The sequence below is a fragment of the Cellulomonas sp. Marseille-Q8402 genome, from assembly GCF_965119525.1.
This window is the reverse complement of the sequence record NZ_CBCPLX010000001.1, coordinates 1,557,522-1,581,398: the sequence shown is the minus strand read 5'-3', so window position 1 is coordinate 1,581,398 and position 23,877 is coordinate 1,557,522. Positions and strand designations below refer to the sequence as shown.

The 23,877-nt window shown below is 75.6% G+C and carries 23 protein-coding genes; 16 read left to right on the top strand and 7 right to left on the bottom strand.

Going from position 1 to position 23,877, the window contains the following annotated elements; all coding sequences use genetic code 11:
- Window positions 1–4: 4 nt before the first annotated feature.
- Entirely contained in the window at window positions 5–724 is a 720-nt protein-coding gene (gene tsaB / locus ACWPWW_RS07185) for a tRNA (adenosine(37)-N6)-threonylcarbamoyltransferase complex dimerization subunit type 1 TsaB (RefSeq protein WP_454049649.1), read from the top strand.
- Entirely contained in the window at window positions 721–1,197 is a 477-nt protein-coding gene (gene rimI, locus ACWPWW_RS07180; protein WP_454049648.1) for a ribosomal protein S18-alanine N-acetyltransferase, read from the top strand. Before tsaB ends, rimI begins: the two co-directional genes overlap by 4 nt.
- A 61-nt stretch (window positions 1,198–1,258) precedes the next feature.
- On the opposite strand, the gene ACWPWW_RS07175 is transcribed toward rimI, so the two are convergent.
- Window positions 1,259–1,906, bottom strand: a complete 648-nt coding sequence (locus tag ACWPWW_RS07175) for a malonic semialdehyde reductase (protein WP_454049647.1) — start codon at window positions 1,904–1,906, stop codon at window positions 1,259–1,261.
- Window positions 1,907–2,011: 105 nt separating this feature from the next.
- Between ACWPWW_RS07175 and tsaD the strand changes: the two genes are divergently transcribed.
- The gene (gene tsaD, locus ACWPWW_RS07170) at window positions 2,012–3,070 is read left to right on the top strand and encodes a tRNA (adenosine(37)-N6)-threonylcarbamoyltransferase complex transferase subunit TsaD (RefSeq protein WP_454049646.1); all 1,059 of its coding nucleotides are present in this window, start codon (window positions 2,012–2,014) and stop codon (window positions 3,068–3,070) included.
- A gap of 35 nt (window positions 3,071–3,105) precedes the next feature.
- On the opposite strand, the gene ACWPWW_RS07165 is transcribed toward tsaD, so the two are convergent.
- On the bottom strand, window positions 3,106–4,254 hold the full coding sequence (locus ACWPWW_RS07165) for a glutamate--cysteine ligase (protein WP_454049645.1): 1,149 nt from the start codon (window positions 4,252–4,254) through the stop codon (window positions 3,106–3,108).
- Entirely contained in the window at window positions 4,251–5,456 is a 1,206-nt protein-coding gene (locus tag ACWPWW_RS07160) for a THUMP-like domain-containing protein (protein ID WP_454049644.1), read from the bottom strand. Before ACWPWW_RS07160 ends, ACWPWW_RS07165 begins: the two co-directional genes overlap by 4 nt.
- A gap of 201 nt (window positions 5,457–5,657) precedes the next feature.
- Here ACWPWW_RS07160 and groES point away from each other — a divergent pair, with 201 nt between their 5' ends.
- Window positions 5,658–5,954 (top strand): co-chaperone GroES, encoded by a 297-nt coding sequence (gene groES / locus ACWPWW_RS07155; RefSeq protein ID WP_122149810.1) that lies wholly within the window; start codon window positions 5,658–5,660, stop codon window positions 5,952–5,954.
- 327 nt (window positions 5,955–6,281) lie between these two features.
- Here the strand turns inward: groES and ACWPWW_RS07150 are convergent, their stop codons facing one another.
- Window positions 6,282–6,584, bottom strand: a complete 303-nt coding sequence (locus ACWPWW_RS07150) for a WhiB family transcriptional regulator (protein ID WP_454049643.1) — start codon at window positions 6,582–6,584, stop codon at window positions 6,282–6,284.
- A 341-nt stretch (window positions 6,585–6,925) separates the two neighbouring features.
- On the opposite strand from ACWPWW_RS07150, the gene ACWPWW_RS07145 reads away from it, so the two are divergent.
- The 3 genes from ACWPWW_RS07145 to guaB all read left to right on the top strand — a co-directional run bounded on the left by ACWPWW_RS07145 (window position 6,926) and on the right by guaB (window position 10,415).
- Window positions 6,926–7,996, top strand: coding sequence for a MerR family transcriptional regulator (locus ACWPWW_RS07145; RefSeq protein ID WP_454049642.1), 1,071 nt, complete (start codon window positions 6,926–6,928; stop codon window positions 7,994–7,996).
- 140 nt (window positions 7,997–8,136) lie between these two features.
- A complete protein-coding gene (locus tag ACWPWW_RS07140) occupies window positions 8,137–8,790 on the top strand; it encodes a response regulator transcription factor (protein WP_454049641.1) in 654 nt (217 codons plus the stop codon).
- 95 nt (window positions 8,791–8,885) lie between these two features.
- Entirely contained in the window at window positions 8,886–10,415 is a 1,530-nt protein-coding gene (guaB, locus tag ACWPWW_RS07135) for an IMP dehydrogenase (protein ID WP_454049640.1), read from the top strand.
- 161 nt (window positions 10,416–10,576) lie between these two features.
- Here guaB and ACWPWW_RS07130 read toward each other — a convergent pair whose 3' ends face one another.
- The gene (locus ACWPWW_RS07130) at window positions 10,577–12,112 is read right to left on the bottom strand and encodes a helix-turn-helix domain-containing protein (protein ID WP_454050414.1); all 1,536 of its coding nucleotides are present in this window, start codon (window positions 12,110–12,112) and stop codon (window positions 10,577–10,579) included.
- A 170-nt stretch (window positions 12,113–12,282) separates the two neighbouring features.
- A complete protein-coding gene (locus ACWPWW_RS07125) occupies window positions 12,283–13,086 on the bottom strand; it encodes an exonuclease domain-containing protein (RefSeq protein WP_454049639.1) in 804 nt (267 codons plus the stop codon).
- Window positions 13,087–13,232: 146 nt separating this feature from the next.
- Here ACWPWW_RS07125 and ACWPWW_RS07120 point away from each other — a divergent pair, with 146 nt between their 5' ends.
- From ACWPWW_RS07120 to ptsP, 7 genes are all read left to right on the top strand, one after another.
- Window positions 13,233–13,787, top strand: a complete 555-nt coding sequence (locus tag ACWPWW_RS07120) for a type 1 glutamine amidotransferase domain-containing protein (RefSeq protein WP_454049638.1) — start codon at window positions 13,233–13,235, stop codon at window positions 13,785–13,787.
- A gap of 116 nt (window positions 13,788–13,903) precedes the next feature.
- Window positions 13,904–15,028 (top strand): GuaB3 family IMP dehydrogenase-related protein, encoded by a 1,125-nt coding sequence (locus tag ACWPWW_RS07115; protein ID WP_454049637.1) that lies wholly within the window; start codon window positions 13,904–13,906, stop codon window positions 15,026–15,028.
- Window positions 15,029–15,350: 322 nt separating this feature from the next.
- A complete protein-coding gene (locus ACWPWW_RS07110) occupies window positions 15,351–16,112 on the top strand; it encodes a DeoR/GlpR family DNA-binding transcription regulator (RefSeq protein WP_454049636.1) in 762 nt (253 codons plus the stop codon).
- Window positions 16,109–17,068 carry a 1-phosphofructokinase gene (gene pfkB, locus ACWPWW_RS07105; protein WP_454049635.1) on the top strand — a complete coding sequence of 320 codons (960 nt, stop codon included), beginning with the start codon at window positions 16,109–16,111 and terminating at the stop codon, window positions 17,066–17,068. The genes ACWPWW_RS07110 and pfkB overlap by 4 nt, the downstream gene beginning before the upstream one ends.
- 1 nt (window position 17,069) lies before the next feature.
- A complete protein-coding gene (locus tag ACWPWW_RS07100) occupies window positions 17,070–17,525 on the top strand; it encodes a PTS sugar transporter subunit IIA (RefSeq protein ID WP_454049634.1) in 456 nt (151 codons plus the stop codon).
- On the top strand, window positions 17,522–19,066 hold the full coding sequence (locus tag ACWPWW_RS07095) for a PTS fructose transporter subunit IIC (protein ID WP_454049633.1): 1,545 nt from the start codon (window positions 17,522–17,524) through the stop codon (window positions 19,064–19,066). Before ACWPWW_RS07100 ends, ACWPWW_RS07095 begins: the two co-directional genes overlap by 4 nt.
- Before the next feature lie 49 nt (window positions 19,067–19,115).
- Window positions 19,116–20,849 (top strand): phosphoenolpyruvate--protein phosphotransferase, encoded by a 1,734-nt coding sequence (ptsP, locus tag ACWPWW_RS07090; RefSeq protein ID WP_454049632.1) that lies wholly within the window; start codon window positions 19,116–19,118, stop codon window positions 20,847–20,849.
- Between the two features lie 6 nt (window positions 20,850–20,855).
- Here the strand turns inward: ptsP and ACWPWW_RS07085 are convergent, their stop codons facing one another.
- On the bottom strand, window positions 20,856–21,659 hold the full coding sequence (locus tag ACWPWW_RS07085; RefSeq protein ID WP_454049631.1) for a helix-turn-helix domain-containing protein: 804 nt from the start codon (window positions 21,657–21,659) through the stop codon (window positions 20,856–20,858).
- Between the two features lie 59 nt (window positions 21,660–21,718).
- Here ACWPWW_RS07085 and ACWPWW_RS07080 point away from each other — a divergent pair, with 59 nt between their 5' ends.
- On the top strand, window positions 21,719–22,222 hold the full coding sequence (locus ACWPWW_RS07080; protein WP_454049630.1) for a VOC family protein: 504 nt from the start codon (window positions 21,719–21,721) through the stop codon (window positions 22,220–22,222).
- A 16-nt stretch (window positions 22,223–22,238) separates the two neighbouring features.
- A complete protein-coding gene (locus ACWPWW_RS07075) occupies window positions 22,239–23,876 on the top strand; it encodes a succinic semialdehyde dehydrogenase (protein ID WP_454049629.1) in 1,638 nt (545 codons plus the stop codon).
- The last annotated feature ends 1 nt before the right edge of the window (window position 23,877 follow it).

Here is a 23,877-nt window from a genome sequence, read left to right as displayed (position 1 = left end):
CCCGGTGCCCGTCCTCGCGCTCGACACCTCTGCCGCCGCGTCCGCCGCCGTCGTCGACGACGCCGGACGCACCCTGGCCACCCGCTCCTCCGGCGAGACGCGCCGGCACGCGGAGGCGCTGACCCCGCTGCTCGACGCGGTGCTCACCGAGGCCGGCGTCGCGCGCACGGACCTGACCGCGGTCGTCGTCGGCACCGGGCCGGCGCCGTTCACGGGCCTGCGCGTCGGGCTGGTGACGGCCCGCACCCTCGGCCTCGCGCTCGGCATCCCGGTGCACGGGGTGTCCTCGCTGGACGCGCTCGCGCTGGCGGCCGTCGCCGGCGGGCTGCCCGGGTCGGACCCGGAGACCGCCGACCCGGAGCTGCTGGTCGTGACCGACGCCCGCCGCAAGGAGGTCTACTGGGCCCGGTACCGGGCGGTGGTGGGCGCGGGGACGGCACCCACGGTCGAGCTGGTCGACGGTCCGGGCGTGGACACCCCGGCCGCGGTCGCCGCCGCCGGCAGCGACGGGCTGCACGTCGTCGGTGCAGGCGCGGACCTGTACCCCGACCTGCTCCCGGCGGCCCCGGGGGCGCCGACGGTGGTCGACCCGGCTGACCTCGGCCGTGTGGCGCTGGCCCGGCTGGCGGTCGGCGGCCCGGGGCTCGTGCTCGGCACCGAGCCGCTGTACCTGCGCCGCCCGGACGCCGTGCCGCCGGCCGCGGCCAAGCGGGCGCGCGCGTGACGGACGCGGACGTCCTGCTCCGCCCGCTCGTCCCGGCCGACCTCGATGCGCTGGAGGCGATGGAGCAGGCGCTGTTCGGCACGGGCGCGTGGTCGCGCCGGGCGCTCGCGGAGGAGCTCGACGGGCCGGGCCGCTGGTACGTCGGGGCCGAGGACGTCGGCTCCGGGGAGCTGGTCGGCTACGCCGGGCTGTGGTTCGACGGGTACGACGGCCAGGTGATGACCATCGGCACGCGGCCCGACGCGCAGCGCCGCGGCGTCGGCCGCCTGCTGCTGGACGCGCTGCTGGCCCGCGCCCGGGAGGTCGGCGCGGGCGACGTGCTGCTCGAGGTGCGGGTCGACAACGAGCCGGCGCTGCGGCTGTACGAGCGGGCGGGGTTCGAGCGGTTCGGCCGGCGCAAGGGGTACTACCAGCCGGAGAACGTCGACGCCTGGACGATGCGCCGCCGGGCTGCCCTGCCCGCGCACGACTGAGGGCCCCCGCCGGACCGGGTCGGTCGGCGGGAGCCCTCGGGGGCGGGCGGGTCCGCGGTCGTCAGACGGTGCGGGCGACGTCCTCGAAGTCGAGGCGGCCCTGGCGCGGGTGCGACGCCGGCATGCCGAGGTCCTCGAGGTCGGCGGGCGCGGAGCCGACGTTCGCGACCATGATCGAGCGCCACGCGGTGCCCGCGAACAGGTCGGCGTCCAGGCCGGCCGCGTCGAACCCGGTCATCGGCCCGACGTGCAGCCCGGCGGCGCGCAGCCCGACGATGAGGTAGCCGGCCTGCAGGAACGCGTTGTCGCGGGACATCCGGGCACGCATCTCGGTGGCCCCGGCGAAGTTGTCGCGGGCGCCCGCCATGTGCGGGGCCAGGCGCGGCAGCTGCTCGTGGAAGTCGAGGTCGGCGGCCACGACGATGCTGAGCGGGGCGCGCTGGGTCTTGGCCTTGTTGCCGTCGGCCATGTGCGAGACCAGGCGCTCGCGGGCCTCGGGGGATCGGACCAGCAGCAGGCGCAGCGGCAGGGAGTTCAGCGCGGTCGGCCCCCAGCGCACGACGTCCCAGACGGCGCGGATCTGCTCGTCGGTGACGTCGCCGTCGGAGAACGTGTTCACCGTGCGGGCGTCACGGAAGACCAGGTCGACGACCTCCTGCGGCACGCGCAGCCCGGTCGGGTCCAGGGTGGTGGCGGTGTCAGTGCTCATGCTTCGTTGAATTCACAACCATCGCCGGGCATTCCAGTTGCCTCGGTGAACCGTGTCACACCCCGTCGCACCGGACCGCCGGGCGGGCGACCTAGGATGGGGACCATGCCCGAAGCGCCGCTCGTCCTGGGGATCGAGACGTCCTGCGACGAGACCGGGGTCGCCCTGGTCCGCGCCCACCCCGACCGCAGCGAGCTGCTGGTCGACGCCGTCGCGTCGTCCATGGACGAGCACGCGCGGTTCGGCGGGATCATCCCGGAGATCGCGTCCCGCGCGCACCTCGAGGCGATGATCCCGACCGTCGAGCGCGCGCTGGGCACCGCCGGCGTCACGCTCGCGGACGTCGACGCCGTGGCCGTGACCGCCGGGCCAGGCCTGGTCGGCTCGCTCACGGTCGGCACCGCCGCCGCCAAGGCGCTCGCGTACGGTCTCGGCGTCCCGCTCTACGGGGTGAACCACGTGATCGGCCACGCCGCGGTCGACGAGCTCGTGCACGGGCTGTTCCCCGACCGCGTGATGGCGCTCGTCGTCTCCGGCGGGCACTCGAGCCTCCTGCTCATCGACGACGTCGTGACCGGGGTCCGCGAGCTCGGCTCCACGCTCGACGACGCCGCGGGCGAGGCCTTCGACAAGGTCGGCCGCCTGCTCGGCCTGCCGTATCCCGGCGGCCCGCACATCGACCGGCTCGCGCGCGAGGGCGACCCGACCGCGATCCGGTTCCCCCGCGGGCTCACGGCCGCGAAGGACCAGGCGAAGCACGCCACCGACTTCTCGTTCTCCGGCCTGAAGACGGCCGTCGCCCGCTGGGTCGAGGCCCGGCAGGACGCGGGGGAGGAGATCCCGCTCGAGGACGTCTCGGCGTCGTTCGCCGCCGCCGTCGCCGACGTGCTCACGGCCAAGACCATCGCGGCGTGCCGGGCGCACGGGGTCGACACGCTCGTGGTCGGCGGCGGCTTCTCCGCCAACTCGCAGCTGCGGGACCTCGCGGCCGAGCGCTGCGCCGCGGCCGGCATCGACCTGCGGATCCCGCCGATCAAGTACTGCACCGACAACGGCGCGATGATCGCCGCCCTCGGCGCGGCCGTCGTGCGGCGCGGGCTGCCGGCGTCCGACTTCGGCATCGGCGTGGACTCCACGATGCCGCTGGAGACCGTCACCGTCTGAGGCCCACCGTCCCGACCGGCACCGCTCGGGACGGGTCAGAGCGGGCGGCCGGCGCGCATCTCCGCCACCAGGGACGCCACCACCGCGTCGAGCTCGCCGGCGTTGCGCCGGGCCACCGCCCGCTGCCGCTGGTACGAGGCGCCCTTGCGCAGGATCACCCGCACCGCGTCGAGCTCGGCCGAGCAGCCCAGCCGGGCCGCCACCGGCTCGAGGTCGACCAGCAGCCGGCCCACGGCGTCGGTGACCAGCTCCTCGTCGCCCGCGGCGTTCGTGATGATGATGGCGTCCATGCCGTAGCGCGCCGAGCGCCACTTGTTCTCCTGCGCGAACCACGGCGGGATCGTCGGCAGCGGCTCCCCGCGGTCCAGCAGCGTGGAGAAGTGCTCGACCAGGCAGTGGGTGAGCGCGGCGAGCGCCGTGACCTCGAGCAGGCTCGGCAGCCCGTCGCAGATCCGGGTCTCGACGGTGCCGAACCGCGGCGACGGGCGGACGTCCCAGCGCACCTCGTCGAACGCGTCGATCACGCCGGTGTGCAGCATGTCGCCGACGTACGCCTCGAGCTGGTCCCAGCGCTCGAACTGGAACGGCAGCCCCGCGGTCGGCAGCTGCTGGAACATCAGCGCCCGGTTGGAGGCGTACCCGGTGTCCTTGCCGCCCCAGAACGGGCTGGACGCGGACAGCGACTGCAGGTGCGCGAAGCAGGTGAGCAGGGCCCGGGAGATCGGGAGCACCTTGTCCCGGTCCTCGACCCCGACGTGCACGTGCACCCCGTAGATGAGCATCTGCCGGCCCCACCACTGCGTGCGGTCGATCAGGGTGGCGTACCGCTGCTTGTCGGTGACCTTCTGCTGCGCCCAGCGCGCGAACGGGTGCGTGCCCGCGCTCATCAGCTCGACGCGCAGCGGGTCGGTGACCGTGCGGACCTCGTCGACGGCGCGCTGCAGGTCGGCGCCCGCCTCGCCGACGGTCCGGCACACGCCGGAGACGACCTCGACCGTGTTGAGCAGCAGCTCCTGGCGGATCGACGGGTGCTCGCCGCCGCCGGCCGGGCGGACGGCGTCCAGCACGGTGCTGGCGACCTGGCGCAGGTCGCCGGAGTCGGCGTCGACCAGGGCCAGCTCCCACTCGAGGCCCACGGTCGACCGCTCCGAGGAGGCGAACGGCAGCCGGGCCGGGGTGGTCACGCGGGGCCGCCCACGGGCTCGACGACGAGCACCTGCTGCTGGCCCGCGACTCGGGTGAGGACGACGGTCGCCGGCGCCGACCCGCGCAGGTCGAGCTGGCGGCGCAGCTGCTCGGGGACGACGGCGGTGCCGCGCTTCTTGATCGTCAGCGACCCGACGTCCCGCTCGCGCAGGTACGCCCGGAGCCGCTTGAGGCCGAACGGCATCTGGTCGAGCACGCGGTAGGCCGTCGCGTAGGGGGTCGCGTGCAGCGCGTCGGAGGTCACGTAGGCGATCGTGCGGTCCACGAGCCGACCCTGCACCTCGGCGGCGGCCTCCGCCACCAGCCCGGCGCGGATCACGGCGCCGTCGGGCTCGTACAGGTAGGCGCCGACCGCGCCGACCGGCGGGTGCGCGTGCTCCTCGGCGTCGCCCGCCCGCAGGACCGCCGACCCGCCGCCGGAGCCCAGCAGCAGCGCCGACCTGCCGGGGCCGTCGGGGGCGAGCGGGCCGAACCACAGCCCGAGCTCGACGACGTCGCCGTCGACCGACACCCACTGCGCCTCCGCGTCGTCCGGCAGCGCGCTGTGCGGCACGCCGGGGCCGAGCTTCAGGCCGAGGGCGGGTACGCGCTCCCGGACGGCGAGCACCGCGTCCAGGGGCGGCGCGTACGCGGCGGGGTCGTGCACGCGGCTGCCGCCGGAGGTGCGCCGGGCGGGGTCGGCGTACACGCCGTCGACGCCCTCCGCCGCCAGGTCGACCGCGAGGCCGTCGCCGTGCCGCACCTCGGCCTCGGGGAAGTGCCGCAGGTTCACGGTGGCCAGCGCGGCCGTCGTCTCGTCGGCGTCGACCGCCAGGACGCGCAGGCCGACCCCGGCGAACGCCATCGCGTCCGCGCCGATGCCGGACGTGAGGTCCGCGACCCGCTCGACGCCGGCCGTGACGTACCGGCGGGCGTGCTGCGCGGCGACGACGAGCCGGGTCGCCTGCTCCAGGCCGGCCGGGGTGAAGAGCATGCCGTCGGCGAACTCGCCGAGCTTGTCGTGCGCCTTGGCCCGCAGCCGCGACTGCGTCAGCGCGGCGGCGACCAGGTCGGCGTCGAACCCGCTCCGGCGCAGCCGCTCGGACAGCGCCATCGCCTGCTGCTCGTCGTAGGGCGGCAGGGTGGACAGGAGGGCCCACCCCTCGGGGCTGAGCAGCTTCGCGAGGCCGGACGCGTCCATCCCGCGATCCTTTCACGTGTCCGCCGAGAGGGGATCGCTGGCACTCGCCTTGACCGAGTGCTAACCGCTTCCTAGAGTGCTGATCGGCACTCTCGCGAGTGCCGAGAGCACCTGACGGCCGCCGGCACCCGCGACGACGGCCGGCCGGACGGCGCGACATCAGACAATCGGCAGAACTCACACGCGAAGGGGAGGTCCGCTGTGTCGGTCTCCATCAAGCCGCTCGAGGACCGGATCGTCGTCAAGACGCTCGAGGCGGAGCAGACGACCGCCTCCGGTCTGGTCATCCCGGACAGCGCCAAGGAGAAGCCCCAGGAGGGCGAGGTCCTGGCCGTCGGTCCCGGTCGCATCGACGACAACGGCAACCGCGTCCCGCTCGACGTTGCCGTAGGTGACAAGGTCATCTACAGCAAGTACGGCGGCACCGAGGTCAAGTACGACGGCGAGGAGTACCTGATCCTCTCCGCGCGCGACATCCTGGCGGTCGTCACCAAGTGACGCCCTCCGCGCGCTGAGCCGGCGACGAGCCGGCGAGCCGTACGAGGCCCCCTCCGTCCGCGGAGGGGGCCTCGTCGTGTCTGCGGGCTCGGCGCACGCGCCCGAGGTCGTCACACGTGCGCGAGGTCGTCACTCCTGCGGGACGACCTCGTGCCGGAGGGACGACCTCGCGCCGGAGTGACGACCTCGCGCCGGAGGGACGACCTCGCGCCGACGGGAGGACGGCGCAGAGCGACGACGAGGCCCCCACCGCATGCGGTGGGGGCCTCGTCGTCGTTGATGGTGACCCGGCGGTATCGCACCGCCGTGGGTCACCACGTCCTGGGGTCAGACCACCTGGGCCTGGGTCTTGCCGGCGCGGCTCGCGAGGAGCGCCGAGCGCTCGTCCTCGGAGAGCCCGCCCCACACGCCGTACGGCTCGCGCACGGCCAGCGACTGCTCGCGGCACTCGTTCAGCACCGGGCAGCTGGCGCAGATCGCCTTGGCCGCCTCGGCGCGGCGCCGGCGGGCGGCGCCCCTCTCGCCCTCGGGGTGGAAGAACAGGTCCTGGTCGGCGTCGCGGCACGCACCCTGGTACTGCCACTCCCAGAGCTCCATGACGGGTCCCGGGAGGCGGGAGATCTCGGCCATGTGGTCCTCCATCCGTACGACGACCGGGGGTCGTCGGGCGACTCGTGCTTCGGTGACAGCTCCTCCGCGGATCTCTGGGACCGAGGTCCCGGTCTGACCCGGTGGACTGCGCTGATGAGGACAGTACAACCGCTTCAGGAGTTGTTCAAGACCGTGTCGCAATCCGGTCGGAAGTTCGTGCTCCCGCGGGTCTGACCAGGGCTGGCGCGATTCGCGCGCCGGGCTGACGCGTTTCGGCCCACCGCTGACGCGGTTCCGCCAGTCGGCCGCTGGAAACCGCGCCAGATCCCCGGCACAATCGACGCAGGCGCCGCACCGACGGCGGGGACGAGACGGACGAGATGCAGCACACCGAGGACGACCGGCCGACCGGCGACGCCGGGGACGACGACCGGAGCGTCGGCGACGGCGACCTCGGCGACCTCGACGGGCCGATCCTCACGGTGGCCGCCGTCGCCGCGCGGCTGGGCGTGGCACCCGCGACGCTGCGCACCTGGGACCGCCGGTACGGCCTGGGTGCCTCCGAGCACTCCGCGGGCGGGCACCGCCGGTACAGCGCGGGCGACCTCGCCCGGCTGATGGCGATGCGGTCCCTCACGCTCGACGGCGTGCCCCCGTCGGACGCCGCGCGGCTGGCCCGTGAGGGGACGTCCACGCCCGCGCCGGCGCCGGGGTCGACCCGCCACCTGGCCGCCGTGCCCGACGGCGCGGGCGGGCCCGCCGGCGCGGACCTCGCGGACGACGTGCCCGGGCCGGGGGAGCAGCCCGCCGCCCCCGTGCTCCCGGCTCCGCGGCCCGACCGCCCGGCCACCCCGACGTCCGTCATCGACGCCGCCCTGCGCGCCGACGCCGCGGGCGTGGCACGGCTGCTGGCGCTCGCCCCGGAGGAGGACCTGGTCCGCTGGTGGTCCGACCTCGTCGCCCCGGCCCGGGCCGGCGTGGCCGCGCGCACGGTGCTGGCCCGGCCCGGCGACGAGCCGGACGCCCTCGTCGTCGCGGCCGCGCTCGCCGTCCTGCGGCAGCGCTCGGGCCGCGTCCCGGGGCACCCGTCCCAGCGGCGCATCGTCCTGCTGCTCGCGGCGCCGGGTGAGCCCCGCCCGCTCTCCCTGCACGTGCTCGCGGGCGCGCTGGCGGACGCCGGGGTCGACGCCCGGGTCGTCGCGGGCCCAACCGGGCGGCACCGGCTGCTGGAGATCGCGGCCATGACGTCGCCGTCGGCGGTCGTCCTGTCGAGCGAGCTGCCCGCCCCCGACCTGGCCCTCGTCGCCGCCGTCGCCGACCAGCACCCCGACCTGCCGGTGTTCGTGATGGTGCCCGACGGGGCCGCCGACGCCGTCCCGCTCGGGCGTCAGGTGCACCGCGTCCGGACGGTCCCCGGCCTGGTCCACGAGGTCGTCGCGGTCTGCGGCTGAGACGAACTGTGACCCCCGGACGCTAACGTCGGGCCCGATCCGGCCGATACAGGAGGGAAGCCGGATCCGCCAGGGTCCTGGCACAGGCTGGAAGGCGGAGGTCGATGGCTGGCGTCGTGGTGTGCCACGGATCGACGGCGGTGCGTGAACGCATCGTCCTCACGGCACTCGGTGTGCCCTCGTTGGCACCGGTCCGCGCTGCGGCCTCCGTGGACGAGCTCGTCACGCTGGCGCGGCGCGTGCCGCCGACCATCGTGCTGCTGGACGCGCACCTGCCCTCCCCGGGTCCGGTCGAGGCGATCCGCCGCCTGCGGGCGGTGCCGTCGCAGTCGACCGTCGTGATGCTGGCCGTGCCGGGCGACGAGATCGCGCTGGACCGGGCCATCGCGCTCGGTGCCCGCGGCTACCTCGCGCCGGACGTCGGTCGCGCGGAGCTCGCCGCGGTCGCCGCCCACATCCTCGCGAGCCCGGCGCTGCCGTCCGGCGCCGGCGGCGTGGTGCAGCACGACGGTCTCGCGGCGCACGGTGCCGTGGCCAGCGCCCCGACCCCGGTCGTCACCCGCACCGAGCTGCCGGCCCAGAGCACGGGCCGGGACGAGGTCTCGCTCACCAAGCGCGAGGTCGAGGTCCTGGTCGGCATGAGCAACGGCCGGTCGAACGCCCAGATCGGGCAGGAGCTGTTCCTCTCCGAGGACACGATCAAGACCCACGCGCGCCGCCTGTTCCGCAAGCTCGGCGCTGCCGACCGCGCGCAGGCCGTCGCCATCGGGCTGCGCCGCGGCCTCATCCGCTGACGCGTCCGGCGCCGGGCCGCTTAGCGTCGCGCAGGTCACGTCCGATCGGGTGGCGGGCCGCCGGGAGGCCCGGCGGCCGGCCGTATCATGGGCGGATGACCGACCTGGGTACCCCTGGATCCGCCGCGCCTGCCGACCCGTTCGGCTTCATCGGTCTCACCTACGACGACGTCCTCCTGCTCCCGGGCGAGACCGACGTCATCCCGAGCGAGGTCGACACCACGACCCGGCTCACGCGTGAGATCTCCCTGTCGATCCCGCTCGTGTCCGCCGCGATGGACACCGTGACCGAGTCGCGCATGGCCATCGCGCTCGCCCGTCAGGGCGGTATCGGCGTGCTGCACCGCAACCTCTCCATCGAGGCGCAGGCCCACCAGGTCGACCTGGTGAAGCGCTCCGAGTCCGGCATGGTGTCCGACCCCGTGACCGTGGGCCCCGACGCGACGCTGGCCGAGCTCGACGCCCTGTGCGCGAAGTACCGCGTGTCCGGCCTGCCGGTCGTGGACGCGGACCGCCGCCTGCTCGGCATCATCACCAACCGCGACCTGCGGTTCGTGCCGCCGGGCGAGTTCACCACGCGCCGCGTGCTCGACACGATGACGTCGATGCCGCTCGTCACCGGCCCCGTCGGCATCTCGAACGACGACGCCGCCGCCCTGCTGGGCAAGCACAAGGTCGAGAAGCTGCCGCTGGTGGACGACGCCGGCCGGCTGCAGGGCCTGATCACCGTCAAGGACTTCGTGAAGTCCGAGCAGTACCCGATGGCCACCAAGGACGCGAGCGGGCGCCTGGTCGTCGCGGCGGCGGTCGGCTTCTTCGGCGACGCCTGGGACCGCGTCACCGCGCTGGTCGAGGCCGGCGTGGACGCCCTCGTCGTCGACACCGCCAACGGCCACGCCCGGCTGATGCTCGACATGGTCCGCCGGATCAAGTCCGACCCCGCCACGAAGCACGTCCAGGTGATCGGCGGCAACATCGCCACCCGCGCCGGCGCGCAGGCGCTGGTCGACGCGGGCGTGGACGCGGTCAAGGTCGGCGTCGGCCCCGGCTCCATCTGCACCACCCGCGTGGTCGCCGGCGTCGGCGTCCCGCAGGTGACCGCCGTGTACGAGGCGTCGCTCGCCGCGAAGCCGGCCGGCGTGCCGGTCATCGCCGACGGCGGCCTGCAGTACTCCGGCGACATCGCCAAGGCCCTCGTGGCCGGCGCGGACAGCGTGATGGTCGGCGGCCTCATCGCCGGGTGCGACGAGTCGCCCGGCGACCTGGTCTTCGTCAACGGCAAGCAGTTCAAGCGCTACCGCGGCATGGCGTCGCTGGGTGCGATGCAGAGCCGCGGCGACCGCCGGTCGTACTCCAAGGACCGGTACTTCCAGGGCAACCTGTCGGACGACGAGATCATCACCGAGGGCATCGAGGGCCAGGTGCCCTACCGGGGCCCGCTGTCCGCCGTCGCGCACCAGCTGGTCGGCGGTCTGCACCAGTCGATGTTCTACGTCGGCGCGCACACGATCCCGGAGCTGCAGGCCCGCGGGAAGTTCGTCCGGATCACGCCGGCGGGGCTCAAGGAGAGCCACCCGCACGACGTGCAGATGATCTCGGAGTCGCCGAACTACTCCGTGCGCTGAGCACGGCACGCGCGACGGGCCCGGTGCGATCGCACCGGGCCCGTCGTCGCGTCCTGCCCGAGCCCCGTCCGAGGCGCCGCGAGGTCGTCACACAGCGACGAGGTCGTCACTCGTGAGTGACGACCTCGTGCGCATGTGACGACCTCGCGGTCGCGGGCCGGTCAGTCGCGGAAGGTCTCGATCCGCGCGCCGAGCTCGACCAGGCGCTCCTGCAGGCCCTCGTAGCCGCGGGCGATGATGTCGACGTTGCGCAGGACGCTCTCGCCCTTGGCCGCCAGCATCGCCAGCAGGATGACGACAGCGGGCCGCAGCGCGGGCGGGCAGGACACCTCGGCGCCGGACCAGCGGGTGGGGCCGGACACCTGCAGGCGGTGCGCGTCGAGCAGCCGCACGTCGGCGCCCAGCCGGGTGAGGTCGGTCAGGTGGATCGCGCGCCCCTCGTAGACCCAGTCGTGCACCAGCGTGCTGCCCGTGGCGCACGCGGCGATCACCGCGAAGAACGGCAGGTTGTCGATGTTGAGGCCGGGGAACGGCATCGGGTGGATCTTGTCCAGCGGCGCCCGCAGGTCGCTGGGGTGCACCGTGATGTCGACCAGCCGGGTGCGGCCGTTGTGCGCGGTGTACTCCTCGGACAGCGTGTAGCGCAGGCCCATCTCGGACAGCGTCGCCAGCTCGATCTCCATGAACTCGATCGGCACGCGGCCGACCGTGATCTCGGAGCCGGTGACGATGCCGGCCGTCAGCAGGCTCATCGCCTCGACCGGGTCCTCGGACACCGCGTACTCCACGTCGGCGTCGATCTGGGCCTTCCCGTGCACGCGGAGCGTGGTGGTGCCGATGCCCTCGACCCGGACGCCGAGCAGCTCCAGGTAGAAGCAGAGGTCCTGGACCATGTAGTTGGGGCTGGCGTTGCGGATGGTCGTGACGCCGTCGCGCCGGGCCGCGGCCATCAGCGCGTTCTCGGTGACCGTGTCGCCGCGCTCGGTGAGCACGATCGACAGGTCCTGGGTGCCGGGGTCGGTGACCCGGGCGACGTAGCGGCCGCCGGTGGCGGTGACGGACAGGCCGAACGGGCGCAGGGCGATCATGTGCGGCTCGACGGTGCGGCTGCCGAGGTCGCACCCGCCGGCGTAGGGGAGCCGGAACTCGGACTGCTGGCCGAGGAGCGGGCCGAAGAACATGATGATCGACCGGGTGCGGCGGGCGGCGTCGACGTCGATGGCCTCGAGGTCCAGGTCCTTCGGCACGACGATCTCGAGGTCGCGGCCGTCCTGCGACCACGTGGCGCGGACGCCGACGGAGCGCAGGACGTCGACGATGCGGTCGACCTCGACGATCCGCGCGACGTTCCGCAGCCGCGTGGTGCCGCGGTTGAGCAGCGACGCGCACAGCAGGGCCACGGCGCCGTTCTTGGAGGTGTTCACGTCCAGGCGGCCGCTCAGCTGCACGCCGCCCTGCACGCGCAGGTGGGTGTGCTGCGGGCCGCCCAGGGTCACGATGGGGGAGTCGAGCGCGGCGCCGACCCGGGTCAGCATGTCGAGGCTGACGTTCTGCGCGCCCTGCTCGATGCGGTGCACGGCGGACTGGCTGGTGCCGAGGAGCTCGGCGAGCTGGGCCTGCGTCAGGCCGCGGTGGCGGCGCGCGGACCGGACGAGCGAGCCGACGTGCGCCAGCTGCTCCGGGAGCGTGGGGGTCACGGTGGGGAGGGACGAGGTCGCCGTGGGGACGGTTCCGGTCGTCGGGGTCGTGGTCACGAGGACGACGCTAACTCATGGATGAGATAATTGCTCGGGCCACGATGCGAAGATCGCGTGCGCGCGGGTCCTTGTCCGGCACCGTGACCTCATCAGCGGGATAGCGGCGCAGGTCAGGCGATGAGGGTGTCCTGCACCGGGACGCCGACGAACCGCCGGTCGCGGGCCGGGTCGTGCGCGACGGCGGCGGGCTCGCCCGGTGCTGGGACGACCCGCCGGGGCCGGCTCGGCCACGTCGACTCCGCACCGGGGCCGGTGTGGCCGCGCTCGGTCCGCCACGCGTTGAACGCCTCCGCCCACGCCCGGTGCGCGGTGACCTGGTAGTCGTGCAGCGACACCAGGTCGAGGTCGCCGAGGTGCGGGAAGCGCCCCACGATCCGCTCCAGCACGTCGAGCGTCGCGACGACGTCGACGTCCGCGGTGTGCAGGCTCCCGGTGTCCACCACCTGGTAGACCCCGCACAGGTCCACGAGCTTGCGCTTGCCCTTGCGGAACCGGTCCTCGGCGCGGTCGAGCACGAGAGGGTCGATCACGGGCTGCACGGCGCCGCCGAGCCGGTCCTCCACGGTGGGCAGACCGTGCCGGTGCAGCTCGGCCTCCAGCAGGCACAGGTCGTAGGAGGCGTTGTAGGCGACGACGGGCGTCCCCTCGCGCATCGCGTCGGCGATGGCGGTGGCGATCTCCTCCAGCGCGGGCGCGGGCGGCGTGCCGTGCGCGCGGGCGTGCTCGGTGCTGATGCCGTGGATGGCGCTCGCGGCCTCCGGGATCGGCACGCCGGGGTCGATCAACCAGGTCCGCACGTGGGTCCCGTCGCGGTCGCGGCGCACCAGCGCGGCGGTGACGATCCGGTCGTGGTCCACGTCGACACCCGTGGTCTCGGTGTCGAAGCCCAGCAGCGGGCCGTCGGTCCAGGTCATGCGGCACTCCTCCCAACCGGGCCAGCATCGCACCGGCCACCCACGCGCCCCGGGACCCGCGCCCGGCGTGTGGCGGACCGGCCGCGACGGGGTGAAGGTGGAGGGGTCCCGCCGACCGCGGGGTCCCCCGAGCAGAAGGAGTCGTCATGGCCCGCCTGACCGGCCGCACCGTCGCGTTCCTCACCAGCGACAAGGGCATCGAGGAGCCCGAGCTCACCACCCCGTGGCAGGCGGTGGTCGACGAGGGAGGCACGCCCGTGCTCGTCTCCGCGCAGCCCGGCACCGTGAGCGCCGTGAACAACGACCTGGACCCGGGCGGCGACTACCCCGTCGACCGCACCCTCGACCAGGTGTCCGCGGACGAGATCGACGCGCTCGTGATCCCCGGCGGCACGGTGAACGCCGACACGCTGCGCACCCAGGAGGGCGCGCAGGCCCTGGTGAAGGCGGTCGTCGGGGCGGGCAAGCCCGTCGCGGCCATCTGCCACGGGCCGTGGACCCTCATCGAGGCGGGCGTCGTCGACGGCGTGACCCTCACCTCGTACCCGAGCCTGGCGACCGACCTCCGCAACGCGGGGGCCACCTGGGTCGACGAGGAGGTCGTCGTGTCGCAGAGCGCCGGCGCCACCCTGATCACCTCGCGCGACCCGCACGACCTGCCGGCGTTCAGCGCCGCCGTGGTGGACGCCGTCGCCGGCTGACGGCACCCGCCGGCGTGCGCCGGCCCGGGCCTGGCGGGCCCGGGCCGGGCCCTGGGCGGGCGCGCCGCGGACGGCGCGGCGGCACCCACGCAGGCCCGCGCCGGTAGCCTGTCCCGGTGAGCAACGAGATCGAGATCGGCCGCGGCAAGCGGGGACGGCGCGCATTCTCCTTCGACGACGTCGCCGTCGTCCCCTCCCGGCGCACCCGGGACCCCGAGGAGGTGTCGGTCGGCTGGCAGATCGACGCGTACCACTTCGAGCTGCCGGTGCTGGCCGCGCCGATGGACTCGGTGATGAGCCCGGCCACGGCCGTGGCGCTCGGCCGCGCGGGCGGGCTCGGCGTGCTGGACCTCGAGGGCCTGTGGACCCGGTACGACGACCCCGAGCCGCTGCTGGCGCAGATCGCCGAGCTGCCGGCAGCCGAGGCGACGGCCCGGATGCAGGAGCTGTACGCGGCCCCGATCCAGCCCGGGCTGATCCGCCGCCGCATCGGCGAGATCCGCGACGCCGGCGTGACCGCGGCCGGCGCGCTGTCGCCGCAGCGCACGCAGGAGTTCTGGAAGGACGTCGTCGACGCGGGCGTCGACCTGTTCGTCATCCGGGGCACGACCGTGTCGGCCGAGCACGTCTCCGGCCGGGCCGAGCCGCTGAACCTCAAGCGGTTCATCTACGAGCTCGACGTGCCCGTGATCGTCGGCGGCGCGTCCACCTACACCGCCGCGCTGCACCTGATGCGCACCGGCGCCGCCGGTGTGCTGGTCGGCTTCGGCGGCGGCGCGGCGCACACCACCCGCGTCTCGCTCGGCATCCACGCCCCGATGGCGACCGCCGTGGCGGACGTCGCGGCCGCGCGCCGGGACTACCTGGACGAGTCCGGCGGCCGGTACGTGCACGTCATCGCCGACGGCGGCGTCGGACGCTCCGGCGACCTGGTCAAGGCCGTCGCGTGCGGCGCGGACGCCGTCATGCTCGGCGCCGCGCTGGCCCGTGCCACCGACGCCCCCGGCCAGGGCTGGCACTGGGGCCCGGAGGCGCACCACCCGCACCTGCCCCGCGGCGAGCGCGTGCACGTCGGCCAGGCGGGCACGCTCCAGCAGGTGCTGTTCGGCCCGGGCCACACCGCCGACGGCACGCTCAACCTGATCGGCGCCCTGCGCCGCGCGATGGCGACCACCGGCTACTCGGACCTCAAGGAGTTCCAGCGCGTGGAGATCGTGGTCTCCCCGTACCAGCCGCGCTGACCCGCGCCCCGGCGCCGAGGGCCGCTCTCCCGCACGGGAGGGCGGCCCTCGTCCGTGCCCGCCCGGCGCCGCCGGGGTGCCGAGATCGGTGCTCCCCGCCGAGGTCGCACCCGAGAGGCGCCGATCTCGGCGCGAACCGCCGATCTCGGCGATCCTGAGGCCGACGGGGGCGGCTCCGCAGCGCCGCGGATGTCTGTTTGGTCGTGGTATTGAGTCCGTATCGGTTTGGATGCTTGCGTTTGGGTGCCCGGTAGGCGCATGCTGGGGGTGCAGCACCACCCAGCGCCGGGGACTCCGGCGGAGCCACGACCACGGAGCCGACGTGTACGCAACGGAGCGCCAGCAGCAGATCCTCGCCGCGGCGCGGCGGGACGGCCGCGTGGACGTCGCCTCGCTCGCCACCACCCTCGACGTCACCCCCGAGACCGTCCGCCGCGACCTCACCGTGCTCGAGCGGCACGGCCTCGTCCGCCGGGTGCACGGCGGCGCGATCCCCGTCGAGCAGCTCGGGTTCGAGCCCGGGCTCGCGCAGCGCGAGGGCCTGCTGTCGGGGGAGAAGGACCGGATCGCGAAGGCCGCGCTCGACGAGCTGCCCGACGGCGGGGCGATCGTGCTCGACGCCGGCACGACGACCGTCCGGCTCGCGGAGCTGCTGCCGACCGACCGCGAGCTCACCGTCGTGACGCACGCGCTGCCGGTCGCCACGGTGCTCGCCACGCGCCCGGGCATCACGCTGCACCTGGTCGGCGGGACGGTCCGCGGCCGGACGCTCGCGTCGGTCGGCACGTGGGCGCTGCGGGCGCTCGCGGACATCCACGTCGACGTCGCGTTCCTCGGCATCAACGGCCTGAGCGTCGAGCACGGCCTCACCACGCCGGACCTGGCCGAGGCGGCCGTGAAGCGGGCGCTGGTCACGGCGGCCCGGCGCACCGTCGTCCTCGCCGACCACACGAAGCTCGGCCGCGCCGACTTCGCGCACGTCGCGGGGCTCGACGAGGTCGACACCCTGATCACCGACTCCGGCGTGCAGCCCGAGCTCGCGGACGAGGTCGAGGCCGCCGGACCGCGGGTGGTGCGCGCATGATCGTCACGCTCACCCCGAACCCCAGCCTGGACCGGGCGCTGCACCTGGAGCGCCTGGAGCGCGGCGAGGTGAACCGCGCCGCCGCGACCCACCTGCATCCCGGCGGCAAGGGCATCAACGTGTCCCGGGCGCTGGCCGCGCACGACGTCGCGTCCCGCGCGGTGCTGCCGTCGGGCGGCCCGGACGGGGCGCAGGTGGTGGCGCTGCTGGCGGCCCAGGGCGTCGACGCCCGGCCCGTGCCGGTCGCGGGCGACACGCGCTCCAACATCACGCTGACCGAGTCCAGCGGCGCCACCACCAAGATCAACGCGCCCGGGCCGCCGCTCGACGCGGAGGAGGTCGCCGCGCTGCTCGCGGCGGTGGCGGCCGAGGTCGCCGCGGGCGGGGTCGTCGCGGTCGTCGCGGCTGGCAGCCTGCCCGCCGGGGTGGACGACGGCTTCTTCACCCGGGTCGCGGACCTCGGCGCGCGCCACGGCGTCCCGGTGGTGCTCGACACGTCGGGGGTGCCGTTCGCGGCCGCGGTCCGGCACGGCGGGCTCGCCCTGGTGAAGCCGAACGACGAGGAGCTGGCCGAGCTGGCCGGGCACGACCTCGTCACGGTCGGCGACGTGCTCGAGGCCGCCGCCGCCGTGCGCGCCCTCGGCACCGCGGCCGTGCTGGTGAGCCTCGGGTCCCACGGGGCGCTGCTGGTCGCCGAGGGCGGGTCCTGGTGGGCCGGCGGCCCCGCGCTCGTCCCCGTGTCGACGGTCGGGGCGGGGGACTCGACCCTGGCCGGCTACCTCGCAGCCGCCGGCGGGCACGAGGAGCCCCCCGAACGCCTGCGTCGCGCGGTCGCCTGGGGCCGCGCCGCCGTCCTGCTGCCCGGCAGCGCCGTGCCCCGCCCGTCCGACGTCCGTACCGACGAGGTCGCCGTCGTGGCCGACCCCGATCCCTCCCTCGCTCTCAAGGAGCTGTGACATGAGCCAGCCGCTGACCTCCGCCGACCTCGTCGGCGTGGACGTCGTCGCCCGCGACCGCGACGACGCCACCGCCCAGCTCATCGCCCTGCTCGCCGCCGCGGGCCGGGTCACCGACGCCGAGGGGTTCCACGCCGACGTGCGGGCCCGCGAGGCGCAGATGGCGACCGGCATGCCCGGCGGCGTCGGCCTGCCGCACGCCCGCTCGGAGCACGTCACCGCCCCGAGCCTGGCCGTCGGCAAGCTGCACGACCCCGTCGACTGGGGTGCCCCGGACGGGCCCGCCCGGCTGGTGTTCCTCATCGCGGCGCCGGCCGGCGGCGACGCCGACCACCTGCAGATCCTCGCGGCGCTCGCCCGCCGCCTGGTCCACGAGTCCTTCCGCCAGTCCCTGCTCGACGCGCCCGACGCCGCCACCGTGGCGGAGATCGTCACGCGAGAGGTGGTCCCGTCATGAAGTTCGTCGCCGTCTCCTCGTGCCCCACGGGGATCGCCCACACGTACATGGCCGCGGAGGCCCTCGAGCAGGCCGGCAAGGCCGCCGGCCACGAGGTGCACGTCGAGACCCAGGGCGCCGCGGGCTCCACGCCGCTCGACCCGGCGGTCATCGCCGCGGCCGACGGCGTCATCTACGCCGCCGACCTCGAGGTGCAGGCCCGGGAGCGGTTCGCCGGGAAGCCGTTCGTCGACGTCGGCGTGAAGAAGGCCGTGCACGACCCGGCCGGCGTGCTCGCCCAGGCCGTGGAGGCCGTCGAGCACGGCGCCGTGGAGCCGGCCCCGGCGGCCGGCGCGCCCGGGGCCGCCGGCCCGCGCCCCGCCACCAAGGTCGACCCGAACGCCGGCGTCGGCACGCGCATCCGCCAGTGGCTGATGACGGGCGTGTCGTACATGATCCCGTTCGTCGCCGCGGGCGGGATCCTGATCGCCCTCGGGTTCATGGTCGCGCAGGCCGCCTGGGGCGAGACGGGCGCCGTGGCGGTCACCCAGGTACCCGTCGAGGACCTCATCACGAGCTTCAGCATCACGTCCGGGCAGGACTGGGCGGTGCTGCTGTTCCAGACCGGCAGCGCGGCGTTCGCGTTCCTCGTGCCCGTGCTGTCGGGCTTCATCGCCTACGGCATCGCCGACCGGCCGGGCCTGGTGCCCGGGTTCGTCGGCGGTGCGGTGTCCGTGGTGGTCGGCGCCGGCTTCCTGGGCGGCCTGGTCACCGGGTTCGTCGCGGGGTTCCTCGCGCTGTGGATCAGCCGGTGGCGGGTCCCCAAGGGCGTGCGCGGCGTGATGCCGGTCGTCGTGACCCCGCTGCTGTCGTCGCTGGTCACCGGGTTCCTGATGTTCGTCGTCATCGGCCGCCCGATCGCGAACGTGATGGACGGGCTGACGAGCTGGCTGAACGGCCTGTCCGGCTCGAACCTGGTGCTCATGGGCGCGCTGCTCGGCGCGATGATGGGCTTCGACCTCGGCGGCCCGATCAACAAGGTGGCGTACACCTTTGCGATCACCGGCCTCGCGACCCAGGGGCTGGCGACCGACGCCGTGCAGTACCGGATCATGGCCGCCGTCATGGCGGCCGGCATGGTCGCCCCGCTGGCGATGGCCCTGGCGACGTTCGTCCGGAAGGCGCTGTTCACGCACGCCGAGCAGGAGAACGGCAAGGCCGCGGTGCTGCTGGGCCTGTCGTTCATCTCCGAGGGCGCCATCCCGTTCGCCGCTGCCGACCCGTGGCGGGTCATCGTGTCCTCCCTGGTCGGCTCGAGCGCCGCCGGCGCGGTCACGATGGCGGTCGGGTCGGGCGTGCGCGCCCCGCACGGCGGCATCTGGGTGCTGCCGCTCATCTCGAACCCGCTGGGCTTCCTGCTCGCGGTCGCCGTCGGCACGGCCGTCACGGCCGGGCTCGTCGTGGTCCTCAAGGGCCTCAAGCCGAACCCGCTCGTGCAGGCCGAGCGCGCCGCCGACGCCTCCGCGGCGCAGGCCGCCGCCCCCCAGCCCGCCGCTGCGTGAGACCTCGGTCCCAGGCAGCGCCCCATCCCGGAGAGGGACCCTTGCGCACATGACGACGCGAACCGAGCCGACCGCACCGCCCGCCGCGGGCACGGTGCTGCAGGGAGTGGGCGTGGGCCGCCGGGTGGCGGTCGGACCGGTGGTCCGGGTGCAGCCGGCACCCGCGGTCCCCGGCGACGCCCCGGTGGTCCGGGACGGCGTGCCCGTCCCGGCCGAGGAGCTGCCCGAGGCCGTCACGACGGCGTTCGCCGAGGTCGCGGCCGGGCTCCGCGAGCAGGCCGGCCGCGCGACCGGCACCGTCGCCGAGGTGCTCGGCGCGACCGCGATGATGGCCGACGACCCGGCGCTGAAGGACCAGGTCCTGGCGAAGGTCCGGGGCGGGGAGCCCGCCGTCGCCGCGCTCGACGCCGCCGTCGGCGCGTTCGCCGCGATGTTCGAGCAGGCCGGCGGCTACCTCGCCGAGCGGGTCACCGACCTGCGGAGCGTGCGCGACCGCGTCGTGTCCCGGCTCGCGGGGCTGCCCGACCCCGGCGTGCCCGAGCTGCGCGAGCCGTCCGTGGTCGTCGCGCGGGACCTGGCGCCCGCCGACACCGCCGCGCTCGACCTGGAGCGGGTGCTCGCCCTGGTCACCGAGGAGGGCGGGCCCACCGGGCACACCGCGATCATCGCGGGCCAGAACGGCATCCCCTGCGTGGTCCGCGCCTCGGGCGCCGCCGCGCTGACCGACGGCACGACGGTCGCGGTCGACGCCGCCCACGGGACGGTCACCGTCGACCCGGACGCCGTGCTCCGGACCTCCCTGGAGGGCCGCGCCGCCGCCGAGCGCGCCCTCGAGGAGGACACCGCGCCCGGGGCGACCGCCGACGGGCACGGCGTGGCGCTGCTCGCCAACATCGGCACGGCCGAGGACGCGGAGCGGCTCGCCGGGGTGGCCGTCGAGGGCGTCGGGCTGTTCCGCACCGAGGTGCTGTTCCTCGGCCGGCAGCAGGCGCCGACCGTCGACGAGCAGGCCGCCGCCTACGCGCGGGTGCTGCGCGCCCTCGGCCCCGACCGCAAGGTCGTCGTGCGGACGCTCGACGCGGGGGCCGACAAGCCGCTCGCGTTCGCCAACCTCAGCCCGGAGGAGAACCCGGCGCTCGGGGTGCGCGGGTACCGGCTGGTGCGGTCGGCGCCCGGGCTGCTCCGGGACCAGCTCGAGGCGCTGGCCCGCGCGGGGGCGGAGACGGGCACCGAGCCCTGGGTGATGGCGCCGATGATCGCGACCCCCGCGGAGTCGCGGGCGTTCGCCGAGGCCGCGCGGGCCGCCGGGCTGCGCACCGCGGGCGTGATGGTCGAGGTGCCCGCCGCGGCCCTGCGTGCCGGCGCGGTGCTGGACGAGGTCGACTTCGTCTCGCTCGGCACCAACGACCTCGCGCAGTACACGATGGCCGCCGACCGGCTGCGCGGCGAGCTGGTCGACCTGCTGGACGCCTGGCAGCCCGCCGTCCTGGAGCTGGTGGCGGCGACGGCCCGGGCCGGTGCCGCGAAGGGCCGCCCCGTCGGCGTGTGCGGCGAGTCGGCCGGCGACCCGCTGATGGCGCTCGTGCTGACCGGGCTCGGGGTGACCTCGCTGTCGATGTCGCCGTCCGCGCTGCCGGCCGTGCGGTTCGCGCTGCGCCGGCACCCGCTCGACGCGTGCCGGGCGATGGCGGCGGCGGCGCTCGCGGCCGCCGGGCCGGAGGAGGGCCGCGCGGCGGTGGCGGAGCTGCTGGACCCGGACGCGCGCGCGACCCTCGGGGTGTGAGGGCGGTCAGCCGACCGCGACCTCGCGGCGGGCGCGCCGCCGGGTCCGGTCGGGCGTCTCGCCGACCACCTGCCGGTACCGCCGGGTGAAGTGCGCCTGGTCCGTGTAGCCCAGGTCGGCGGCCAGGAGCGCCAGGTCGGTGCGCGGCTGCGCGTGCAGGGTGGTCGCGGCCACCTGCAGGCGGCGGCACTCGAGCAGCCACTTCGGCGTCAGGCCGGTGTGCTGCCGCACGACGCGGCTGAGCGTGCGCGTCGTGGTGCCCAGCCGCCGGGCGAGGTCGGCGACGCGCAGCACGTCGGCGTGCTCCTCGGCCACGCGGCACGCGTCGTTGGCCAGCCGCCCGGCGTCGTCCACGCGGGCCGCCGACGGCCGCAACCAGGCGCTCAGCAGCGGCCGCAGCCCCGCCGGGTCCCTGCCGTGCGCCATCACCGCGGCCACCTCCCGCACGGGGGCGCCGGGCAGCGGCTCCTCCCGCCCGGCCAGCCGCACCGGGTCCGTCGTGGTCAGCAGGGGCGTGGCCGCCGGCCGCAGCAGGACGCCGACGACCCACGACCGGCCGGACAGCTCGCGCACGGACAGCACCCGCTCCGGCCCGTGCAGCGTCGCGCCCGTGGGCCCCAGCACGGCGTTGGCGGCGGGGTAGGTGAGCACCCGCTGCGGGCGGGTCTGCCCCGGCGGCACGTCCCAGCGCGCCACCCAGACGTGCCGGACCAGGGCGTCCAGCTCGTCGCCGAGCGTGAACCGGTCGAACCGCACCCCCGGGTCGCCCGGGTTGAGGTGCCCTCGTGACCCGACGGTCGACCCGACCACGTGCGCCCCCTGTCCCGTTCGTACAAGACCGCCGCCCGGCCGCGCGGGACGGTGGTCGCATGACCGAGAGCACCGCGCCGGCCACCGGCGCCCACACCACGGACGGCGTCCCGCACGGACGCACCTCGCTCACGCCGCACCTCGTCGTGCACCCCGCCGAGCGGGCGATCGCATTCTACGAGGAGGTGTTCGGCGCCCGGGTCCTGGACGTGACCCGGATGGGCGGCGACGAGGGTCCGGTCGGCGAGGCCGCGCTGGACCTCGGGAACGGGTGCCTGACCCTCGGGGACCCGCTCGAGGCCTACGGCGTCGTCGCGCCGGACCCCGCCCGGTCGACGTACTCGCTCGCGCTGCACGTCCCCGACGTCGACGCGGTCGTCGAGCGCGCCGTGCGGGCCGGGGCGACGCTGCGGGAGCCCGTCACGACGTTCGTGTCCGGGGACCGGTACGGCTCGCTCGTCGACCCGTTCGGCGTGCGGTGGACCGTGCTGACCCGCGTGGTCGACCTTTCGCGGGAGGAGAGCACGCGCCGGGTGGCGGAGTGGGCCGCGGCCCAGGGCTGACGCGTAGCCTGGGCGCATGGTGCCCGACCACGGCGTGCTGGACCCGGAGACCGACCCGCTCGCCACCCTCGTGCTGGAACCCGACGACCTGCGGACCCTCGCGCGCCGCGTCGTGACCTCGCCCGGCGCGGGCACCGCCACCCACCACGCGCCCTGGACGCGGGCGCCGCTGGCGACGCTGCCGCAGTCCACCCCCGAGGACGTCGCGCGGGCGGCGCGCCGGGCCAGGGCCGCGCAGCGCCTCTGGGCGGCCGTCCCGGTGCGCCGGCGCGCGCAGCTGCTCCTGCGGGCGCACGACCTGCTGCTGCAGCGGCAGAGCGACGTGCTCGACCTCGTGCAGCTGGAGAACGGCAAGTCGCGCGGCTCGGCCTTCGAGGAGGTCGCCGACGTCGCGCTGGTCGCGCGGCACCTGGGCGTGCGCGCGCCGCAGTACCTGGCGCCCTCGCGCCGCACCGGGGTGGTGCCGGGGCTGACCTCCGTCCGGGTGCACCGCGACCCCGTCGGCGTGGTCGGCGTCGTCGCGCCGTGGAACTACCCCCTGAGCCTCACCCTGGGCGACGTCCTGCCGGCGCTCGCGGCCGGGGACGCCGTGCTGCTGCGGCCCGACCCGCAGACGCCGCTGACCGCGCTGTGGGCCGTCGAGCTGCTCGAGGACGCCGGGATGCCCGCCGGGCTGGTGCAGGTCGTGCTCGGCGACGGCCCGGCCGTCGGGGGTGCCGTCGTCGACCACGTCGACCACGTCGTGTTCACCGGGTCCACGGCGACCGGCCGGGTCGTGGCGGCGCGCGCCGGCGAGCGGCTGGTGCCCAGCACCCTCGAGCTCGGGGGCAAGAACGCGATGTACGTCGCGGACGACGTCGACGTCGAGGTCGCGGCCGAGGGGGCCGTGCGCGCGTGCTTCGGCGGGACCGGGCAGCTCTGCGTCGCCGTCGAGCGGCTGTACGTGCACGAGGCGGTGGCCGACGCGTTCGTCGCCGCGCTCGTCCGGCGGACGCGGGCGCTGCGGCTCGGCACCGGGCTGGACTACCGGTCCGACGTCGGCTCGCTCACCTCGGCGGAGCAGCTGGCCCGGGTGGTCGAGCACGTCGAGGACGCGCTGTCCGGTGGCGCACGCGTGCTGACGGGCGGGGCGCACCGGACCGACCTGGGGCCGTACGTCTACGAGCCGACGGTGCTCGAGGGCGTCGCCGAGCACGCCCGGGCCTACCGCGAGGAGACCTTCGGCCCCGTCGTCGCGCTGAGCCGGGTGGCCTCGGACGACGAGGCCGTCGCCGCGGTGAACGACACCCCGGCCGCGCTGAACGCCTCCGTGTGGACCCGGTCCGCACGCCGGGGCGCGGCGCTCGCGGGGCGGCTGCGGGCGGGCACGGTGAACGTCAACGAGGGCTACGCGGCCGCCTGGGGCTCCGTCGCGGCGCCGCAGGGCGGGCGCGGGGCGTCCGGCTGGGGCTCCCGGCACGGCCGCGAGGGGTTGCTCGGGCTGACGGTGCCGCGGACCGTGGCGGTGCAGCGCGGGACGCACGGCGTGCGGGTCGCGGGCCGGCAGGTGGTCGCGCCGCTGGGACTCGGGCGGGTGCTGTCGGGGGAGCCCGAGCGGTGGTCCGCGGGCATCACCGCGGTGCTGCGGGCCGCGCGGCGGGCGCGGCTGGGCTGAG

Excerpts from the sequence above, each read along its gene's own strand:
- ACWPWW_RS07175 (WP_454049647.1), bottom strand. The coding sequence starts at position 1,906 with ATGAGCACTGACACCGCCACCACCCTGGACCCGACCGGGCTGCGCGTG.
- tsaD (WP_454049646.1), top strand. The coding sequence starts at position 2,012 with ATGCCCGAAGCGCCGCTCGTCCTGGGGATCGAGACGTCCTGCGACGAG.
- ACWPWW_RS07160 (WP_454049644.1), bottom strand. The coding sequence starts at position 5,456 with ATGGACGCGTCCGGCCTCGCGAAGCTGCTCAGCCCCGAGGGGTGGGCC.
- ACWPWW_RS07150 (WP_454049643.1), bottom strand. The coding sequence starts at position 6,584 with ATGGCCGAGATCTCCCGCCTCCCGGGACCCGTCATGGAGCTCTGGGAG.
- ACWPWW_RS07145 (WP_454049642.1), top strand. The coding sequence starts at position 6,926 with ATGCAGCACACCGAGGACGACCGGCCGACCGGCGACGCCGGGGACGAC.
- guaB (WP_454049640.1), top strand. The coding sequence starts at position 8,886 with ATGACCGACCTGGGTACCCCTGGATCCGCCGCGCCTGCCGACCCGTTC.
- ACWPWW_RS07125 (WP_454049639.1), bottom strand. The coding sequence starts at position 13,086 with ATGACCTGGACCGACGGCCCGCTGCTGGGCTTCGACACCGAGACCACG.
- ACWPWW_RS07120 (WP_454049638.1), top strand. The coding sequence starts at position 13,233 with ATGGCCCGCCTGACCGGCCGCACCGTCGCGTTCCTCACCAGCGACAAG.
- pfkB (WP_454049635.1), top strand. The coding sequence starts at position 16,109 with ATGATCGTCACGCTCACCCCGAACCCCAGCCTGGACCGGGCGCTGCAC.
- ACWPWW_RS07100 (WP_454049634.1), top strand. The coding sequence starts at position 17,070 with ATGAGCCAGCCGCTGACCTCCGCCGACCTCGTCGGCGTGGACGTCGTC.
- ACWPWW_RS07095 (WP_454049633.1), top strand. The coding sequence starts at position 17,522 with ATGAAGTTCGTCGCCGTCTCCTCGTGCCCCACGGGGATCGCCCACACG.
- ptsP (WP_454049632.1), top strand. The coding sequence starts at position 19,116 with ATGACGACGCGAACCGAGCCGACCGCACCGCCCGCCGCGGGCACGGTG.
- ACWPWW_RS07080 (WP_454049630.1), top strand. The coding sequence starts at position 21,719 with ATGACCGAGAGCACCGCGCCGGCCACCGGCGCCCACACCACGGACGGC.
- ACWPWW_RS07075 (WP_454049629.1), top strand. The coding sequence starts at position 22,239 with ATGGTGCCCGACCACGGCGTGCTGGACCCGGAGACCGACCCGCTCGCC.